The organism is Bacillus sp. EB106-07-01-XG149 (assembly GCF_058791555.1).
The window spans coordinates 512,177-533,041 of record NZ_JBYTDP010000001.1; the positions used below are offsets into that span (position 1 = coordinate 512,177).

17 protein-coding genes and 2 pseudogenes are annotated in these 20,865 nt (G+C 31.8%); all 19 read right to left on the bottom strand.

From position 1 onward, the window contains the following. Positions 1 to 215: 215 nt before the first annotated feature. The 19 genes and pseudogenes from AC3WTA_RS02715 to AC3WTA_RS02805 all read right to left on the bottom strand — a co-directional run bounded on the left by AC3WTA_RS02715 (position 216) and on the right by AC3WTA_RS02805 (position 20,818). On the bottom strand, positions 216 to 1,184 hold the full coding sequence (locus tag AC3WTA_RS02715) for a YbgA family protein (protein ID WP_001248618.1): 969 nt from the start codon (positions 1,182 to 1,184) through the stop codon (positions 216 to 218). Positions 1,185 to 1,188: 4 nt separating this feature from the next. Next, entirely contained in the window at positions 1,189 to 1,842 is a 654-nt protein-coding gene (locus AC3WTA_RS02720) for a TetR/AcrR family transcriptional regulator (RefSeq protein ID WP_492332809.1), read from the bottom strand. A gap of 24 nt (positions 1,843 to 1,866) precedes the next feature. Further along, positions 1,867 to 2,886 carry an ABC transporter permease gene (locus AC3WTA_RS02725; RefSeq protein WP_001266751.1) on the bottom strand — a complete coding sequence of 340 codons (1,020 nt, stop codon included), beginning with the start codon at positions 2,884 to 2,886 and terminating at the stop codon, positions 1,867 to 1,869. Continuing rightward, positions 2,883 to 3,608 (bottom strand): ABC transporter ATP-binding protein, encoded by a 726-nt coding sequence (locus AC3WTA_RS02730; RefSeq protein ID WP_001186992.1) that lies wholly within the window; start codon positions 3,606 to 3,608, stop codon positions 2,883 to 2,885. Before AC3WTA_RS02730 ends, AC3WTA_RS02725 begins: the two co-directional genes overlap by 4 nt. 178 nt (positions 3,609 to 3,786) lie before the next feature. Further along, positions 3,787 to 4,038 (bottom strand): hypothetical protein, encoded by a 252-nt coding sequence (locus tag AC3WTA_RS02735; RefSeq protein WP_000548621.1) that lies wholly within the window; start codon positions 4,036 to 4,038, stop codon positions 3,787 to 3,789. A 207-nt stretch (positions 4,039 to 4,245) separates the two neighbouring features. Continuing rightward, positions 4,246 to 4,509, bottom strand: a pseudogene (locus tag AC3WTA_RS02740) (metallophosphoesterase); the annotation flags it as partial. Positions 4,510 to 4,624: 115 nt separating this feature from the next. Then, complete coding sequence (locus AC3WTA_RS02745; protein WP_000925296.1) at positions 4,625 to 6,061, bottom strand: MBL fold metallo-hydrolase; 1,437 nt, start codon at positions 6,059 to 6,061, stop codon at positions 4,625 to 4,627. A gap of 66 nt (positions 6,062 to 6,127) precedes the next feature. Further along, on the bottom strand, positions 6,128 to 7,327 hold the full coding sequence (locus tag AC3WTA_RS02750; RefSeq protein ID WP_000857203.1) for an FAD/NAD(P)-binding oxidoreductase: 1,200 nt from the start codon (positions 7,325 to 7,327) through the stop codon (positions 6,128 to 6,130). Between the two features lie 750 nt (positions 7,328 to 8,077). Then, entirely contained in the window at positions 8,078 to 9,709 is a 1,632-nt protein-coding gene (locus AC3WTA_RS02755; protein WP_098656694.1) for a M4 family metallopeptidase, read from the bottom strand. A 209-nt stretch (positions 9,710 to 9,918) separates the two neighbouring features. After that, positions 9,919 to 10,193: pseudogene (locus AC3WTA_RS02760) on the bottom strand (IS4 family transposase); the annotation flags it as partial. A 613-nt stretch (positions 10,194 to 10,806) separates the two neighbouring features. Beyond that, entirely contained in the window at positions 10,807 to 11,886 is a 1,080-nt protein-coding gene (locus AC3WTA_RS02765; RefSeq protein ID WP_000832862.1) for a Ger(x)C family spore germination protein, read from the bottom strand. A 2-nt stretch (positions 11,887 to 11,888) separates the two neighbouring features. Continuing rightward, positions 11,889 to 12,971 (bottom strand): GerAB/ArcD/ProY family transporter, encoded by a 1,083-nt coding sequence (locus AC3WTA_RS02770; protein ID WP_000809708.1) that lies wholly within the window; start codon positions 12,969 to 12,971, stop codon positions 11,889 to 11,891. 20 nt (positions 12,972 to 12,991) lie between these two features. Next, positions 12,992 to 14,491, bottom strand: coding sequence for a spore germination protein (locus tag AC3WTA_RS02775; RefSeq protein WP_000802287.1), 1,500 nt, complete (start codon positions 14,489 to 14,491; stop codon positions 12,992 to 12,994). Between the two features lie 536 nt (positions 14,492 to 15,027). Next, a complete protein-coding gene (locus AC3WTA_RS02780) occupies positions 15,028 to 15,663 on the bottom strand; it encodes an HXXEE domain-containing protein (RefSeq protein ID WP_255258041.1) in 636 nt (211 codons plus the stop codon). 25 nt (positions 15,664 to 15,688) lie between these two features. Further along, a complete protein-coding gene (locus AC3WTA_RS02785; protein ID WP_098656790.1) occupies positions 15,689 to 16,216 on the bottom strand; it encodes a TetR/AcrR family transcriptional regulator in 528 nt (175 codons plus the stop codon). Positions 16,217 to 16,301: 85 nt separating this feature from the next. Beyond that, entirely contained in the window at positions 16,302 to 17,504 is a 1,203-nt protein-coding gene (locus tag AC3WTA_RS02790; RefSeq protein WP_001236740.1) for an MFS transporter, read from the bottom strand. A 74-nt stretch (positions 17,505 to 17,578) separates the two neighbouring features. Next, positions 17,579 to 18,628, bottom strand: a complete 1,050-nt coding sequence (locus AC3WTA_RS02795; protein ID WP_001020533.1) for a Gfo/Idh/MocA family protein — start codon at positions 18,626 to 18,628, stop codon at positions 17,579 to 17,581. A gap of 17 nt (positions 18,629 to 18,645) precedes the next feature. Continuing rightward, positions 18,646 to 19,506: an HAD-IIB family hydrolase gene (locus AC3WTA_RS02800; protein WP_000026449.1), complete on the bottom strand. Its 861-nt coding sequence runs from the start codon at positions 19,504 to 19,506 to the stop codon at positions 18,646 to 18,648. Beyond that, a complete protein-coding gene (locus AC3WTA_RS02805; RefSeq protein WP_000855147.1) occupies positions 19,493 to 20,818 on the bottom strand; it encodes a DegT/DnrJ/EryC1/StrS aminotransferase family protein in 1,326 nt (441 codons plus the stop codon). Before AC3WTA_RS02805 ends, AC3WTA_RS02800 begins: the two co-directional genes overlap by 14 nt. Positions 20,819 to 20,865: the final 47 nt, after the last annotated feature.

Below are 20,865 nucleotides of genomic sequence, written 5' to 3' on the forward strand. Positions count from 1 at the left end.
CCGCTACACACCCCTTATCGAATATTGAGTTTCGACAGCGTGCGAGTTTCTACTACAAACATTACGAATTAAAAGACACGAATATTAGTTAGACAATTGCTATAATTCTGTCATAACTTAATTTTAAAACAGATTCTGTACTAATGCACAAAAAAATTCCTACATTGTTCTACAACAACATAGGAGTTTTCTTGTCGAATTATGTAATTTTTTGTTTAATAATCTCTACCTTTTCCCGAATCAGAAATTTCTACTAAAGCTTCAGGGTAAGGTTCAAAATATGTTTGTCTTAATAAATACTTTTCGTCAAATCGAATGGCCCATGATTTTAAAATTGTAAGTAAGCTACTAAGCGGGACTTTCTTTTCTATATACTTTTGTATCAAATCTAAAAAATGATCTTTTTCTTGTTTTTTCAACTTTGTTTTAAAATATCCAAAAATATGCTCACATACATTTACATTCGATGTATAGCGGGAGGTGCGCATAAATAATTCATATAAAGTCTTCTCATACTTATCAAATACAACTTCAATCGTTTCATTTTTTTGATTTGCAATAATACGCCCTAATTCTTTTTGTTTCACTTGATTATATGCCATAAATAAATACTTATAGTCTGATTGAAATGATACGAGTTCTTTTATGTTTTTAGTATGTTTAATCATTTTGTAATGCGCGATTGTAAACAGTCTTGTAAAGAAATGTTCTCTAATAATAAAATTCGACAATCTACCCTCTTCTTCAATTGGAAGATGTGAAAATTTTTTTATTACTGCTCCGCCAAATAAGCCAGATCCCTTTCCTTTTACTGGCGCTTTTTCAAAACCAGAATAAATTTTCACATCGCGCGTACCACAACTTGGCGAACGATTCTTTAAAATAAAACCATCCACATCGGATATCGTTTGTAAAAAGTCATTTGAAAATTGCTCCATTTTTTCAGTTACATCTTCTCGTGTCGACGGCTGTACAAGCCTATTCGCACCATTTTCTTCTACGATTCGTATCGTTTCACGAGGAGTCCCCAATCCGATCTCGACTTCTGGACAAACAGGTATAAATGTAACAAATGGCTGCAAATTTCGTATTGTTACATCTGGTATCATCTCTGCATTATAACGACAGGCATCAAATTCTAAACATTTACTTACAACAATTGTTGGTTTTGCAAATTGGCGCATCACATTACCTCCGTGGTGTTAATCCATACAATATAAATTGAATCGTATTTTCAATTTCCACTTCATCATCCCATTTTTCTTCAGGCAATAATAAAAATCGTGTTAATAGTAAACCTAATACAGCTGATAAAGTAAGACGTAATACAGAAGATGGAGGCATCTCAATAATTTCCCCTTCTTCTTGAAACTTTACAATCAACTTTTTAAAATGTGAAAGTAACTCTGTTTCTACTAAATGTTGTATTTCGTTTTTCAATTCTGGCTGAAATGGCACTTCTTGAATTAATATTTTTATCATTGGAAAATGCTTTTTTGCAAATTCAAATCTATTATGAATAACAACTCTTAGCAGCCCTTCATACGATTCATACTGCGATTTGAAAATTTCCTTTGCAAAGGCTTGTACAAAAAATGGTGCAGCAAACTTTGTTAATGTCGGCATGACGACTGCTAACAATAAATCTTTTTTTGTTTTATAGTAGCGGAAGATTGTTCCTTCCGCTACACTAGCACGCTTTGCAATTTCACTTGTAGAAGTTGATGCATATCCTTTTTCTCCAAACATATCAACAGCTGCCTCTAAAATACGCATTTGACGTTCATTTCGTTTATCCGTATTAGTTGCGGCAATTAATTCATCCAGCCAATCCTTCTTCATCTATAATGCCCCTTTGTACCGTCATTATATTTTTCGATGTTTCTTTAATGCATATACATTTCCTATTGCAAATAATAGAGAAAAAAGTAGTAATACAGTAAGATCTAATGCAATCTCTGTAAATCCTTGATTTCGAATCATCACTTGTCTCATTGCGTCAGCTCCATATGTGAGCGGAAATAATTCCCCTAACATTTGTAGCCACTTATTCATAGATTCAATTGGAAACAACCCAGAAAAGAAAATTTGTGGCACAATGACAAGCGGTATAAATTGAATCATTTGAAATTCATTATTTGCGTATGCTGATAAAAACGTCCCTAAAGTTAATGCTGTTAAAGAAAGCATACATGTAATAAGTAGCGTTAACCATATGGAGCCAGCTACATACAAGTCTAAAATATAAACTGAAAAATTCACGATTATAATTGATTGTATAAATGCAAAGATTCCGAAACCAATAATATATCCTACAACTATTTCCCATCTTCTCACTGGAGTGGACAATAACCTCTCTAATGTACCACTTAAACGTTCTCTAACAAAGGAAACTCCAGACAATATAAATACAAAGAAAAATGTAAAGAAACCAATCAATACTGGACCAAGCCCATCAAACATTGTAAAGTCTTTAGAGCCATGTAAGTAATTTACTTCAGGCTTCATAACTGATACTTCATTCTTTTCTGTACTCTTTTGTAAAACTTGAAGTACAGCACGATTTTTTGATGAATCACTTCCTTCTAATAAAAAATTCATTTTCCCATTCTCTAAATAAATTACTGCATCTACCTTTTGCAGTTCTAACTCTGAAATTGCTTTCTCTTTGCCGTATTCATAAATTGAGGCTTCTTGAGTTTTCATTGTTTTTACAATAGGAGCAGGCACATCAACTACAGCAATATGCGGTACATAGTCTTTTTGTGTAAACACTAGAGACAATAACCAAAGTAATAACATAGGTGCCCCAAACATCATCGCTAACGAACGTTTATCTCGAAAAAATTGGCGAATAATACGAATGATTACACCAGTAACTCTCATGATAGAGCCACCTCTTCCAACAAAAAGACATCTTCAATCCGTCCTGATGATACCCGTTTTTTCAATTCTTCAGGTGTTCCAGTCGCAACTAGTTTTCCTTCTCTAATCAACCCTAGACGCTCACAAAACTCAGCTTCATCCATAATGTGCGTCGTTACAATAATAGTTGTGCCTTTCTTTTTCAAATCATAAAATTTTTCCCAGATTGTTTTTCTAAGAAGTGGATCTATCCCCACTGTTGGCTCATCTAAAATTAATATTTCAGGTTCATGAAGGAGTGCTATCGCTAATGATAAACGCTTCTTCATCCCACCTGAAAAATGCTGCACTTGCTGTCTTATATGTTGTGATAATTGTACAAGGTCAAAAACCTCTTCGATTCTTTCTTTTTTATGTTTTCCCTTTAATCCATACATCGTTGCAATAAAATCTGCATTTTCATATGCTGATAGTTCTTCATATAATGCATCAGCCTGAGCCATATAACCAATTCTTTTCATTTCATTTAAATTAGGCATGTTCGTGTTGTATACAAGCACTTCACCTTTCGTTGCCTCATGAATACCTGCAATCAATTTAATAAGAGTCGTTTTCCCTGAACCTGAAGGCCCAACTAAACCAAATATCTCTGCTTTTTCAACTCGCAATGAAAGATTGTGTAACACTTCTTTTTTCCAAAAACTTTTTGATACAGTCCGTAAAATAATGGCAGGTTGCTGCACGTATTCTTCCCCCTTTTCTAAAATGAGTGAGTACTCACTTTTATTTTACTCTTGCGTAATTATATGTCAAACTTCATTGATTAGTATGTATTTTCAATCTTAAACAATGAAACAGAGTCGACATTAGAATATCATTTCTTAAAGTCGACTCTGTTTCATTTAAATTATATATTTTATTTTACGTTTTCAAATTCATATATTTCCTAATTCTAGCAACATCTAAAGAATATTCGATAACTAATTGCTGTAACGGTAATATAACTGTGTCGGGATATAAATGGGCATATTGTAATGTTTCTGCATATTTTTCTAACCTTTTTTCTAAATACTTTATAATTTGATCAGGATGACTTACTAATAAACATTTACAATAATAATGTATTTGTTCCTCAATCGCCGTATACTCTTCAATTTCATATTCTTTATGCATGTGTACACCCCTTTATGTTTTTATACAGATTCCTTATCACACTTTTCACTCGACTAATTTTTAAGTTTTTTGATTATTTACACTATAACAAACTCTACGGGTCAAATTTTGTTACTTTATGTAACGTAGAAAATTTTTAACAAAATTGTAATGTTAACTTGTATAAATTACATATGGCTTATTTTTCTATACAAAAAATCGTACAGTTCAATTTAACTGTACGACTACAAGTTCTGGCCTATTAAAAATTCTTTGCGGAATGATACTATTGCCTAATCCTCTACTCACTACCATAGACGTATTTTGTTTTTCATATAAACCAGCTGTATATGTAGGGAATATACCTTGATTCGGGGCAACTAACCCTCCGATAAATGGCAATCTAACTTGCCCTCCATGAGCATGCCCCGATAACACTAAATCAATTTTCTCAGCAGCATAATTCTGAATAAATTCAGGTCTATAGAATAAATCATCTATTTCTCCTATTTTAATACACTATCTAAATGTATTGCTCCTATATATAGATATATTCCTATTTAATCCGCAATTTTCCTTATCGGATAAATTAATAAAAATTATTTCCCTACACATTGCGATTACATGTTATATAAGGAAGCTCCTCTTTTTTCCATGCAAGAAATCCTCCCTTTAAATTCACTACTTCCTTTATACCAGCTCTTTGTAAAATACTAGCTGCTATAGCGGAACGCAATCCGGTTCGACATTGTAAAACTAATGGGCAATCTTTTGGTATGCAATCTAGCTGCTTAAATAGATTTCCTAAAGGGATATGTATTGCATCATGAAGATGTCCTTCCTCCCACTCTGTTTTACTACGTACATCGATAACCTTAACGCTACCATCCTTTATATGCGGATTTAATTCAATCGATGTTTTTTCTTTGTAACTTTCAAATCTATCAAGTCTTTGTATAACTTGTAAGGGTGCAAAAGCAATAATATTATCTAGCCCAATAGATTCAAAGTCTCTAATAACCTCCTCCAATCTAACCTTTTCCTCATCTAGAATGATTAAAGTTTCTGTTTTATAATCTAGTAACCAGCCACACCAAGTTGTGAAGGAATTGTTATACGGTATGTTAATTGATTTCTCAATGTGACCAGAAGCAAAACTTGCTACATCCCTTATATCAACTATTTGCTGAACGCTCCTCATAATTTCTTGAAGTTCTTCTACTGTATTAATAGCAGTAACTTCTCTCTTATTACGAATTGGTGGACCGTACTTATTTAAATTCTTCATTAATGAAAAATACTTTGGAGGCTCTGGCTGTCCCGTCAATAAAGTCGATACAAAATCACTTTCTTTATTACACTGAAATGCCCAATTAAACATCTTTTCATAACCTAATGTAGAAGTTGGAATTGCTCCTAATGCTTTTCCACATGCGCTTCCTGCTCCATGTGATGGCCATATTTGCAAATAATCAGGGAGTATTTTTATTTTTTGTATAGAATCAAATAATTGTTTCGCTCCTATTTTTGCAGTATCTTTCATACCTACAGCGGTTTCTAATAAATCCGGTCTTCCTATATCTCCTACAAATATAAAATCACCTGTGAATATTCCTATCGGCTTATCATTCTTATAATTATTTTGACTTGTATCAGTTACTAAAAAAGAAATACTTTCAGGCGTATGCCCTGGTGTGTGAATTACATTAAATTTTATATGACCTACTTTAAACTCTGTGCCCTCTCTAACCAAATTATATCGACCTTCGTTAAGATATTGATATTTCCAATCACAATCTCCTTCGTCAGATACATATAAATTTGCATCATAAAGATTAGAAAGTTCCCTAGACCCAGAAAGAAAATCTGCATGAATGTGAGTTTCAGCCGCAGCAATTACTTCCATCCCCTCCTTCTTAGCAAATTCGATATATTGTTCTATATAGCGACCTGGATCAATTACAATTGCTACACCTTCCTTCTGACAACCGACTAAATAGGAAGCATGTGCTAATTTTTCATCATAAAAATATTTTAAAAGCATAGCTATTCCCTCCAAATAATTATTTCAACTTGCTTTTCAATTTTTATTACCACTTTCTCTCTCCTCTTATAGAATCCCTTTCAACATAAAGTTCCAATACATATAGGGCAACATATATCTTTTAAGTAAAAACATACTATACCGTTCTTTCGCTTGATTAAACGGAAACGTTTCTTGAGGTTCATGTTCATAGTTAAATTCAGCTAGTATTAGACTTTTATATCCTGTAACAATCGGACAGGATGTATATCCATCATATTTAGCCTGTAAGTCTCTTCCGTTAAGTACGTCCATAATATTTTGTTTTAAGATAGGTATTTGTTTTCGAATTGCCGCTCCAGTTTTAGAGGTGGGTAAATTGGTACAATCTCCAAGTCCGAAAATATTCTTATACTGTACATGCTGCAAAGTATAAGGGCTTATATCTACCCACCCCTGAGAATCACTTATCTCACTCTCTTTAATAAAACTAGGTGGCCCCATTGGTGGAACAACATGGATCATACTATATGGTACTGTTTCTCTTTTCAGTGTTTGCGTATCTTCAAAAATTGCTTCTTTCTTCTCAGCGATAATTTCTACTAAGTTTTTATAATAATTTGTTATAATTTGCTTTCTTTCAATTACTTGTTCTAATGTATTTGCATAAAGTGGAACCTGAAATATGTTAGCGTTCGCAGTATAAAACATTACTTCACTTTTGTTTCTTACACCGCTATTACAAAAATATTCTTCTGCTAAATACATTATTTTTTGTGGAGCACCACCGCATTTTATAGGCGTATTGGGGTGGGTAAAAACAGCATTTCCTCCTTTAAATTTTTCAATTTCTCTCCAAGTAGAATCAACATATTTATAAGAGTAATTGCTACAAACCCCATTAGTCCCAATAGACTCCTTTAAGCCTTTAATGCCGTCCCAATTTATTTGTATACCGGCTGCTACAATAAGAATTTCATACTCAAGCAGCAGTCCATCATCTAAAAGTAGCTTATTTTCTTCCGGAAACAACTTAACAACACTTTTAGGGATCCACGTTGCCCCTTTTGGAATAAGCAATTCTTGATTACGCATCGTACTTTCCTTTAAAACAATCCCTCCCCCCACTAAACTCCATAATGGTTGGAAATAATGTTTTTTTGATGGATCAATAATTGCTATACTTTCTTTCAATAGGGGTACATTTCGTAACAAATGTGCAGTAGAAGATATTCCTGCAGTCCCTGCACCAATCACAATGATTTTATATCTATCTCTGGTCTTCATTATCCTCTTCCTATCTAAAATTGATTTTTAAAATAACTAATTCGTAGCCGTATTTTCATTGTAGTAACATTATTATAAGTTAAAAGTACCACATATTTATCTGAATCAAATGAAAATTTTGTTAATTTTACCATCGATATTACTTTATGCGTAAATCCCCTATGCTACTTCCATATTTCATATTTTTCAATACTAGTCTTTGCCCTATCTTACTTTTATTACAGTTTCTCTCTACACTCAAAGCTATCTTTATCTTCTTTTTCGAAGAATACCTCGTTACTTGTAATTGGAATTTAAAAGTTCGAATAGTTTTTCTTAAATATATAAATTTATATAATCGTATAGAGGGAATTCTATTTAAATATGGAGGGTTTTTATAACGCGCTAGGTATTCATGTGAAAAAATTACCAATTACATAAAAATTAGCAACGGTTCATATTCAATTGAGTGAAATTATTGAGGTTACTGAAGATAAAATATATGCTGATGTTAAAAAAGGAGAAGTAAACCTTATTGGTAAAGTAGAATTATCTATTATTTGCTTTCAATAAAATAGTCCTTTTAAATATAATAAATGCATAAGTATTGCTGTATTGATTAATCTTAAAAATAACCAGATTTGGATTCTAGTTCTTAAACAATACAAAAAACAACGAAAAAGAACACACCTTTTTGCATTATACAAGTGTGTTCTTTTCTTTTTTTAGTTTTAATTGCTATAATTCTTAGCCTATAGTAACTAAATTAAATTATTTTACACCGACCTGATTCCAAGCATTTTCTATAGCTTTATACGTTACACTATCATAACCATCATAATCAGCCGCAGATTGTAATAAAGCAGTACGAGCTTGTTTAAAGTCGCTAGTTGGAGTCAAATATGTTGTTAACGCACGATAATAGATTTTTTCTGCCTTTTCTTTACCAATAGAATTAATTGTCAGATATGCAGCCTTATTCGGAATACCGCTATTTATATGCACTCCACCATTATCTCCTTCTTCAGTTTCTGGAAGATATTGATAGTTTCTCATATGAGCAGGCTGTCCATATTTCTCAGGATTTGATAAGCTTCGCAGTGCGTCCCCAGAAACACCAGGTGTAAATACAGCATCTCCTACATCCCAATTGGTAGGATCAACAAAATAGCCAAAAACATCAGAGAAAGATTCATTTAATGCACCTGATTGATTTACGTAACGAAGATCAGCAGAATACTCTGTAACAGCATGAGTTAATTCATGTGCCACAACATCAAGAGAACCAGAAAGCGGAATAAATCTGCGACCATCTCCATCCCCATATATCATTTGCTGGCCATTCCAAAATGCGTTATTTACGTTAACTCCATAATTCACAGCCGAGCGAATTGTTTTACCTTTTCCATCAATACTGTTACGATTATGAACGTTTTTATAATAATCATAGACTTTTCCTGCATGATAATGGGCATCAACTGCTGGCCCTTGATCTTTATTTTTCCAAGCATTATCCTCATCAAACAGACGATAATTTATTGGATAATCTTCATCACTATGATTAACTGTAAATGTTTCAATGTAGCCACCATTCATAGGTTTTGTTGTGTCTTTTAAGTAGTATTTTCCCTTTACACTACTAAAAGTTGTATTCAATTCTTTTTTATCACCTAATACCCCATATCCGTAGCCTTTATGAGCACTATCTGCATCTGTAACTGCATTATATGAATCTACAATTGTTCCATCTTCCGCATTAACATAGATGTGCCAGTTAGCACCATAAGGTTTAATAAATTGTAGTTTCACTTTAAACGTTAAATAGTATGTTCCATCTTTTTCATATACAACTAAATCTGCTGTTTCATTAGTAGACTCTAAGTTTTCTTTTATCTGATCTAATGCATTCCCGTCCATTTTTACTAGCGTATCAATTTTTGTAAGTTTAATATGTTTCCAAGCATTTGAAAGTGCTGTTTCCTTTGTAATCTTTGCTTTTGTATTCCCCTTTAAACTCTCCTCTGCAGCTGGATGGACATCTCCATTGACCGTTGTTACTTTCCCCTCTTTATCTGTATGTACAATAAATTGTGCACCGTCAACAGGTATTTTATTTATAGATCGTGTATAAACATAATGTTTCATACCTAAATCATCTGATTTCACTTCTTTAAGTGTTAAATCTTTTTGTGGATTTATTTTAAATAATTCTTTATTTTCTTCAAGAAACTCTTTTACCGCTTTTTGAGTCTCTACCTTTTTATCAGATAAATCACCTGAAAGAAATGATGGACTTCCCTGTTCCTCATTCCAATTTTTTTGTAGTACCTCCATTTTATCCATTGCTTCTTGTTGAGAGACTTGTTCTTCTGCAAACGCAGTTGAAAAAGGAGCACCTAACATTGTTCCCGCAGCAAGTAATGTAATAACCGTTTTTTCATTCGTTTTCCCCCTTCAATATGAGTAATTTAAAAGATATAATTGCAAAATTTAATATACAATTATTTTTGGATTTTTTGTATAAATATGAATAATTGCATATTATTCATTTATTAATTTATTGAGATATAAATTACTTATAAGGGTACTAACCCATCGCTATCAAGCTATGCTCATAAAACGTCAATTAGAGTAGAGGCTGTTTTCTTATCGTATCGATGAGATTTTTCGCCCGTTTTGCTGTTGGAGGTTGAACAGGCGAATTAGAATCTTTGATAGCTCTTGGGTATCTTTCTGTATAGCTTGGAAAAGAAGAAAATAATCTTTAATCATATATATGGCCTTATATTTACTCAGTTCTCGTTTCTTTTTAAATAAGAAGTAATTACCATATTTGAAACATGATAGAAGAAAAAAGTAGGATGGTTGTCAGTTGTCCATACACATAAAGCGATTAAATCTTTTGCTTGGTATTTACTGGTTCGTTGAACAAAATCAACATCTCTAGCAAGATTCCGTAAGGCATTTGGAGAAAAAAAACCTTGAATTTCTTGAGCAAATAGTTATAATTCGTCAAACACAGAAACAGACACAAAAAACGCCATCCTTTCCTATGATTTAAAGAAAGAACAGCGTTTTTTTTAATTTTATGGAGAGCTAATTATTTCTTTTTTTATAATAAGAAAGGAGATTTATTATCATATTAATTAAACATATAAAGATAAGTGAGTACTTAAAAATAGTACTTTTATAGTTTCCAAAAAACAAAAATAGTATAGCTAAAAGTGATATTATACTAATAATTAAATGATACATATATTGAGACTGTTTCTTCATTAATCATTACTGTTATTCATCTAATATAAATATATAGATTATATATTATCATAGAGGAGATTAAAATAAACAAAATATGCCTATTGCATATCTAATAGCAAGATACCACTCCATACCTCATTAACTAAAAAATAACCTGACCTTTCAAAGAAGTTTCTCTTCTCCCTACTCTCCTGCGAGACCATATTTTTTCATTGAAATTTTCCATATCTTATTTGATTTATTTATTCTGTAACACCAGATTGAGTTACTTTTACATCAGCTGTTACACGAAAACGTAAATGTTTATAGGATTCTTCCCATTCTTGACTGTTCCATTTTCTTACGTGAGTTCTACCGAGCTTTCTAAGTCCTATAGGATCTGTGCCTTTTTTAATAAATCTCTTTATCAATGTAGTTGCTTTTTTTTCTATTTCTTTTTCCATAATTTTTTCTAATTTTTTTATTTCTTTAGGATTATCTAGATTTTTGGTTTTTGTAAATTCTTGAATTTCAGCTTTAACTTGAATATGAGCATTTACGAATGGATGCTTACTATTCCCCTCCATCTTATATTTTGTTCTAGCTTTTATATTCTCTATCGTGGCGTAAGTATTTGAAGAACTAGGTAGTTTGAATTGGTATGTACCTTGTTTAAATTTATCTGTCAACAATTTAAATACAAATAAATCTTTAGGGTTCACTTTATCAACCATTTTACATCTTTTAAAAAGTGCTATTCCATTTAACTCCAACACGTTCCCTTTTTTAGATATCATCGGCAAATAGGAATCCCTCGCATCATCATCAAGTTGATTTAAAAACATAAAAAAGTTTGTTTTTGGTTGCGTCCCATTGTTCATATTTTGCTCCAGTAAAGAGGATAGATAGGAAGCAATTTCTTTTTCTTTAGAATAGTTCCCTTTTAATAGTGATTCCCCTTTTACATTTGTAATTGCTAAATAAATTGCATTTCCTACACTAGGATTTCGGTTCAAAGTCTCTAAAATTTCCTGCATTCCCTTTTCAATTATTTTTTCATTAAATATAATAACACGCAATTGACCCAACTCTAGAGGTCCAGAAGATTTTTCGGATGCCCTTGCAAGAACTTCTCTACCAGTCTGGCCTGATGCTGAATAGATTTTTGTTTCACCTTCTCCGCCTCCTTTATAAGCTGAAATCGCAAAGGTTCCTTTTAGCTTACCTTCTGCTTCAGTATCATATGCCGCAACTTGAACTAAATCAATGTCATCCACAATTTTTGTTTTAGCACAACCTATTAAGAAGACACTTAATATAAGGAAAAGTATCCATCTCTTCATGTTTATCTCCTTAACTTTATTTTGGCGGTTTGAATTAGCCATAGTACAGGTAGGTATACATATATATATACAAAGCCAATTTGACCTGTCCAAGTATTTAATAAGTTAATTTTATTACGGTTATTCAAGAAAAATGATAAAACAAAGATGAATACGATGATAACTGGCAAAACATATTTTTGCTTTATTCCCAGTGCCTCTTTTATACCACGACTTACTCCCCATAATGTAAAGGAAACATTAGGTAATATAAAAAAAGCCCAAACAGAAACAACAATGTATTCAAACCGCTCTATAAAGGGAAATTGTATAATTTTAATCATGCTTAAATATGCCCATATCGCGTTCGCGAGTTGTTTTTCACTAAAAAACGCAAGAGTTAAAATCATAAGGTATGTGTAGACAATAGTCGTTACTAAATTTGCATAGTGCGCATATTTTTGAGACTTTTTTGCCTTTCTAATAAATGGGTAGTACAACAATAACATTTCAAATCCAAAAAAACTAAACATATTTCCTTTCATTCCTTTCATAATTTCTAGGAATGAATGCTGTGCAATTGGAAATAAATTCCGGAAATCTGCATACTGCAAAGGATAAAAAAATGTAAAGATTAGAATGCTTGGGATAACGATTCCAAAGAAGCCAATTCCGACAACTACACGAAACCCTCCAGTCACAATGTAATAACATAAGCCTAAAAAAGTCCCCGCTATAACCCAAGATGAAATTGAAGGAAACATCCAAACATGTACTACTTCGATATAAGTATGTAGTGTTGTTGCACCTAACAATACAATATAGGATAAAAAAATGAAGTTGAACAATCCACCAACCCATTTTCCAAATACGTTTTGATTGATTGCAATGATGTCTCCATTACCCTGATTTAAAATCTGATATATAATCCAAATCATAAGATTAACAGATATTCCAAAAAGTAGCGTGCTAATCCACGCATCATTTCCAACTAACTTTGCACCAATCCTTTCAAAACCAAGCATACCAACCCCCATCTGTATAGTAATAATCGAAAAAAACACCATATATGGAGATACTTGATACTCAATCGGGATCTGTTTCATAATGCTCCTCCATGCTAAATTCAATCATCAAAATCATTTCGTGATAAGATTTTATTTTTCTCTACCTCTTCTGGATTAAAACGAAAACGCTGTTTAGATCTTGAAAAAATCGGACGTCTGAACATCGCTGAGATTGGCATACGTATAATGCTGTCTTTCCAATCTGTAGGGCGTGTAGGATAAAAAGGGAACAAATACGGACGACTTAATGATTCTGTACGTAATAAGCGTGCTAAAAGGAAAGAACTTGTTAAAACAATTCCTAATAAGCCCAACAGGTGTGCAGCCATTATAAAAGGAAAACGAATTACTCGAATTGTATTACCAATTCTATATATTGGTGCTGTAAATGAACTAAGAGCTGAAAGTGCAACAATGATAATTAGTACATTACTTGTAAGACTTGCCTCTACCGATGCTTGGCCAATTACAATACCACCTACTATACCGACAGTTAAACCCACTTTAGTTGGTAAACGTGCCCCCGCTTCTCTCAGCAATTCAATCGTTATTTCTAAAAAAAGTGCTTCAATTAATGGAGGAAAAGGTACTTTACTTCTCGATATGATTAACGTTTCAAGAAGCTCTTTTGGAATAAGCTCGTAATGATATGTTAATATCGAAACATATAATGGAGTCGTTAAAACAGAAAACATAAAAGCAAAAAGCCTTAACAGTCGAAAAAAGGAGGCAATAATCCAAGGCATGGTGTAATCTTCTGTCGTAGAAAAAAAGTCAATTAATGTTGTTGGCAGAGTGATAGCATAAGGTGAGCCATCTACAAAAAGTGCAATTTTCCCTTCTGCCAATACAGCTGCTACACGGTCTGGACGTTCTGTATTCAAAAATTGAGGGAATATAGAATTAGGATTGTCAGCAATTAATTGAATCAAATAAGTACTATCTAAAACATGGTCTGTTTTTATTTGACTCACTCGTTTTATAATTTCTTGTAGATTTTGATCATTTACAATTCCCTCAATAAATACAATTGCAACGGTTGTGTTAGAGAGAGATCCTACCTTCAATTCCTTCATTTGTAAATAAGGTGTTGGAAGCTTTCTACGTACTAAATTTAAGTTTACATCTAAATCTTCAACAAATGCGATTTGTGGACCCACGATATTGTATTCAATTTCAGCTTTTGTAATATCTCTTTTTTCTTTCTTTGACACATTTATTAACAAGCCATTTAATTTATCTGTATCGAACTGAATAAGTATATAGCCGTTTAAAATACTATCCTGAATATCTTTCATTTGATTTGTTACTTTTGAATTTTCAAAGGGTAAGATAGACTGAATATCTTGTAACGAATCGAAGCTCCTCTCTTTTATATAAGTTAAAACCTCTTCATGAAATATATTTATATCGATTAATGTTCTAAAATATGAAATGACTATAGCGGAATTCTTTGAAGCAATCTCCAATGTTATAAAATCTTTAGATTTTTTTAGCAATTGCATTAATTCCTGCAAAGATTTTATAGAGTGAATAGGTACTTTTTCATGTGGTTTCAATTGATAATACCCTTCCTTTCAAAAAGAAACTATATATAGTTTTTAGGAAATTTCTATTTTTAAAATTAGGGATAGTTATATGTAAATATGCTCATTGAAAATAATGTCTTTGGAAATAACTTAACCAAAAACAGTTAAAAAATGTACGTAAAGTAAAAATAAGGAATGATTATAAACGAAATTATGATGTGGATTAGATGGTATATCCAGCATTTCGGAAAGTTCAAGCCAGTCAAATGTCATTGCTCGAAGAAACTTTTTAAAACGATAGCCGAGACAGAAAAAAGAATCTTAATAGGGGTCACTGTACATGCCTATCAACTTAAGAATTCAGTATTATCCTAAAACGGTAAAATGAGCTTTTTTGTTACAAGTTAGCAGAAAATTTCGTTCTGGGGGTGCTATAAAATTTTAGCTTGATGCAATGTGGCGCTACCCCAAAATACAAAAATCTCTTTCAAAAAAAGAAAGGCGCCTATGCACCTTTCTTTTTTAATTCACTTGTACTCTCTTCAGCATCCAAAAATCCTTCTGAATCACTTTAATGCATCATTGTACGGACCTAATTGCTTTTTAGAAAAGTAATGAATTGTCTCCTTACTTTTCAGTAACATATTTCCTTTTATAATTAAAAAATAGGTAGCTACTAGAAAATAGATTATCCCTAATATCCAATTCAAATTTGTAGCTAAATTGTGTAAAAGAACATATCTCATATATGCATAACCAATTGGTACATGTAGTAATACAACCGCACCTAATCCTGGGTTGTATATTGTTTTAGCTTTTATATTCGCAAAAATACCATGCCATATGAATTGAAAAAATCCCATTAAAATAGGTCCCAACCCAAGCCATATAATATCTGGAAAGAAAACGGGAAGTAAATAAAAAACATACGCAATCAAAACATTTATTACCATAGCAGATTGCGTATTTAATGGATAGCGATCTGGTATATCACTTTTAAATATAACTACATTAAACAGACCAGCGAAATAACCTGGCCAACGATACTCTTCAAATTGATGCACTAAAATGGCTACAAAACTTAACGCTAACAGTACTTTTATTTCACTCATTTCTCCAAAATTCGCGACTAAACAACCTACGACAACAATTGCCATAGCTAACCCTACATCACACCAACGCTTTCTAAAGAAATTAATCATCTCTATCACCCACTATCTTAAATTTTTAAAAATAGCGTTCAAATAGGAAATCAATTTGTTTTTCTACAGGCAGTATTCTTATATCTGCCCCTAATTCAAGAATTGGCATCATTAATGCTGAGAGAAAAATGGATCCGAATATTTGCACTATCATCATCATTAAAATTTCCTGATCCGTTTCATTTGTTATTTCACTTAAAATATTCTTCACTTTACTAAAAACGAGCCTCTTCAAAAAATCACCATATTCGTATTGAGATGTAAATACCGTAGTTCCCCTTGCAATAATTTTCCTAACTAACTCAGGGTATTGCCGAATTACTAGTACATAATCAAGTAAAAATATTTTTAATCTTTCTTTTGCTGGCACATTAATATCATCTAAAATAGAAAAAGCGCCTTGAAAGCTAATTAATAAGACTTTAATCGTCTCACTAATCAACTTTTCTTTTGAGCCAAAATGGTAATTTACAAGCGCAATATTTGTATCCGACAATGCCGCAATTTTTCTTATTGTTACACTTTCGAAGCCTTCGTCTTTAATGAACTCCAATTTTGTATTTACAGAATTTTAAACCTTATCAATCTTTTTTGGGGATTCCAAATATAATTACCTTTTTCACATTATAAAAATTTTTCTATAAATTTTTTATATTTTCTACTTTTTTGGCACTTTCATTACTGTAAGTAGAAATTTTTCTCATTTTAAAAATAATACAACCTAAACTAAATGCGAAAAGTGAAAATATCCCAAAAGTAACCTTTATAGTATTTAATGATAGACTCCAGCTAATTAGAAAAGATACTAGTGCCCCCCCTAAACTGGCCGATGCAATAAATAAACTAGTCACTTCATCAATATTATTTTCCATAATACGGGAGGCTAGGATTAATGTTATTGGAAAAACACCCGCTATAACTAAACCAATAATGAAGATGATAAACAAATACATACCTGTACCTTGAACAAAGGGGAATAGAAATAATAGAATCACTAATGTAAAGCAACTAGATGTAATGTATGTCCAATAATTAAATTTATGAGCTAACTTACCTACAAGTATTCTTCCTATAACTATGGCTAGCCAAAAACAAGATATACTTACTGAACTGATTAATTCATTATTGGTAAGAATCATTATTGTAGATAAAAAATTTGCAAGATTGGTTTCTATGCCTGCATATAAGAATGCAAAAAGTGAAATAAATACTATAACTTTAATCTTTTCACTTTTAAATTTAAGAGTGAATGAGGAAAGGGATGCTCCTCCCTTTTCATTTTTTTGAGGAGAAAAATTTAGAAATTTTGTACGTCCAAGCATGTACCAAACAAATAGTGTAAAAATAAAGAATAGTAATATCCCATAAAGAATAAAATACCATTCATAAAATTTTGTAATATAATTAACTAGTAACGGAAACCCTAGCGCCCCAACCCCAAACCATACTTCGAGAATACTAAATTTAGCAGCACTATTCCTTTCTGCTGAAATAATAAAGGAACCCACCGTAGTTTCTAACAAACCTGCTCCATAGCCTAATACAAAGCAAATAACGGCTAAATATGCCCATTCTTTAATATACATAAAACCTCCTAAAACGATGGACATTACTAAAACACCTAATGTTATTGTTTTAAAATAATGATACTTTCTTACTAGTATGGGTGAACTTAGAACACCAAATAAAAAACCCGTAAATTGAAAAAATATTAAAACACCTAATTGATCAGGGGTTCTTCCATAATATTGTATTAATGAAGGAATTAAACTACCTATACAAACATGTATTATTCCTACAATAAAATAAAACAAGCAACCATAATAAAATATTAACCGCATCTTTTCTCAACTCCAATCCAAAATAAAAACAGGGATTTAAGTAAAAGTTTTAAACCCCTGTTTTTACCATAAAACTAAATAGTTGCTACAGATCGTTCTTTATTACTACTGCTTTTATCAAAAAACATATCCAATATTACTTGTGAACGAAACCCATCTTCAAATGTTGCTACAGACTTATTTGGCCCACCTTCCGCAGCCTTAGCCCATTCTATAATTTCACTTCTAAAAGAATCAGACCATTCAAAAATCTCGTTTTCTGGATCGACTAGTAAAGGTAATGGTAACGGGATTTCATGTTTTTCCAATCCATCAAAGAGTATATATTTATTTGGCTCTTTAGAAGAATACTTATATTCTTTCTTCGTACCTATTACCTCTATACTAAAACCACAATCGTCAAGAAATGAACTTTTAGATGTTGTAATATTAACAAAAACCTTATTTTTCAATTGGCCATAAACCTCAGCATAGTCATCAACAAAAACTGGTTTACTTTCTTTTTCCTTAACATTTGTTTTAATTTTAGTTCGAACAGTATCCTCTCTAAAATCACTCTCAAATAAAAACCATAATAAATCTATTAGATGAATTCCTAAATCTCCCAAGGCCCCACTAGTTCTATTGCTTTGAAAATCATCTCGCCAAGTAAACGAAGTTCTCCTAAAAGCGCTATTCTTTTTAAAATGCAATCTTACCACTACTATTTCCCCTAATTCTTCATTTTGAATTAATTGTTTTAAAGCCTTAACATAAGATAGGTGGCGATAGTTAAACCCCATTGAAGCGACTAAATTAGTATTTTTTGCTATTGTCATCATGTATTTTGCTTCTTCACAAGAAATTGCCATTGGCTTTTCACATAACACATGTTTGTTTTTTAATAACGCTTGAACAGCTTGAGATCTATGACAAAAATTCGGTGAAGATATTATTACCCCATCAACTACTTCAAGTAACTCTACATAGCTATTAAAAACCTTCCCACCAAAATTCCCTACCAACTTTTGGGCATTCTCATTATTAACATCATACACTCCAACTAATTTACAACTATCAACAGTTGATAATGCTCTAGAATGAGCTCTTGCAATACTTCCTGCACCTATAATCCCAATATTCATTATATGAACATCCCCTTTTAATTAATAATGTGCTTTAGAGTATTTAAAATTCCAATCGAGTATTCACCTTGAGCTAACATTGAGTGTGTGTTTTTGGCTTCTTCTGTTGCATTTTCTACTAAATAACCATGTCTTACAGCTTGTAGCATTCTTAAATCATTCCCACTATCTCCAAAAGCAATGGCATTTGTTTTATCTAGTTCGTACTTGTCTAAAATAAACTTCACTATCTCATCTTTACCTGTTCCAAGTGGAATAAAATCTACATCATAGCAATTTTCTGGATCACCAGCTAATGGATTACATTTGTTAATATTAACTCCCACTTGGAATATTTCTCCGATTTCTTCTATCTTTTCTAAATTCTTTGCATCAATAAATTCATTTTGCTCTTCATAATAAAAATTAAATTTGTACTTAGAACTTCCTAATTGTGTCTGAGGTCTTAAAAAAATTTCATATTTTAATTCTAGCAATTTAAGAATTCTTTCAATATTTGAAGAATCAAAACCACCCTCTATAATTCTCTCCTCCCAAATTTGATCATCTATAGTAGTCCCATTACTATCAAAGTACGTTATTTCTGTACCTAATCCACTCGCCACAAAATGAGGGAAATACTGAATACCACCCCTTTTCATTTTTTCAACAATTGATTCTAAACTACTTCCCGTTACCCAACCAATTACTAAATCCCCTTTACTTCCGTGTTCATACAAATACTTTTCTAACAATTTCATATTGCTTCTTTTAGAATCATCCATGTTATGAGAATAATAAGTTTCATCAAAATCACAGAACACTACATATTTAGGTTTTTGAACCTGTGGTAGTCTTTCAAAATTTAAAGATTTTAGAACTTCATTATTTATTGACATTGAATAATCCCTCCAAAACGAAATTTTGCTCTTCTAACATCATGTTTGGGTGTAAAGGTAAATGTAATATTTCTTTATGAACTTGCTCTGTATTTAATATATTTTTTTGCAAATCATTTTCCTTTACCCTCTTAGTATTTTGTTTATGAGATAATACCGGATAATAAATATCTGTTTCAATGTTATACAATTGGTACAATTTATTTTTCAACTCGTCTCTTCTTCCATTTTCAACTCTAATCGGAAAAAGGTGCCAGACATTATCTTCTGTCATCTTAGGTAGCTTAATTAATTCTCTATCTTCTAATTCCTTTAAATCACGTATATATCGTTGAGCTAAATACGCTCTTTTTAAATTGTTGTATGATAAGTACTTAATTCTTTCCAAACCAATAGCTGCTTGCAAATTATCAATTTTAGAATTGAATCCAAAGTCTAATACCTTTTTATTTTTTTTATCAATTTCAAATCCATGATAACTATATTGATTGCAACGTATTGCAAGAGTTTCATTATCGGTAACTATTGCACCTGCCTTACCACATACACCAAAATTCTTATATGGGTTAAAACTAAGAACAATAATATCTCCATATTCTCCAAGATTTGAAGAACCAATAGCTTGACATGCATCTTCAATAACTCTTAATTGATATATATCCGCAATTTCACGAATTTTTTTCATTTCACATTGTTTACCATACAAATGTACTGGCAAAATGCATTTAGTTTTTTGGGTTATAGCTTCTTCGATTTTAGACGGATCAATACAATAACTCTTCTGATCTATATCTACAAATATAGGTTTTGCTCCGACTGCTAACACAGCATTTTCAGTAGCAGCAAAACTATTAGCTGGCATAATTACTTCATCCCCCGGCTGGATACCGATAGATAACAATGACACCATTAGAGCATCTGTACCACTACTTGTTGCAATTACAAACTTTTTATTCAAATAACTTCCGATTACTTCTTCTAGTTTTTTTGAAAATGGGCCACTTGTGAATTGACCTGTCAGTAAAACATCTTTTAAAACCCCTATAATTTTTTCAACCTCATCTTGAGAAATCAACCGATTTACTGGCATAAATTCTATTTTCTGTATATTTTTTCTGCTATAATTGAAAATATCTTTTTCTATATCAATATCTATTTTCAATTTGTTTTCCCTAAATAATTTCTCTTTCATCTTGTGATTCGGTAATATATTACTAATTTCAAATTCTTTTTCTTTTGTTTCCCCCTGTAGGCACTTTAATAAAGCTAAATTGTCTTTACTATGTCCAGAAATTGTAGTAAGAGTTTTCACGTTAAATCACCTCTAAGAAATTATTTTGAAAATCATGAGTAGACTAT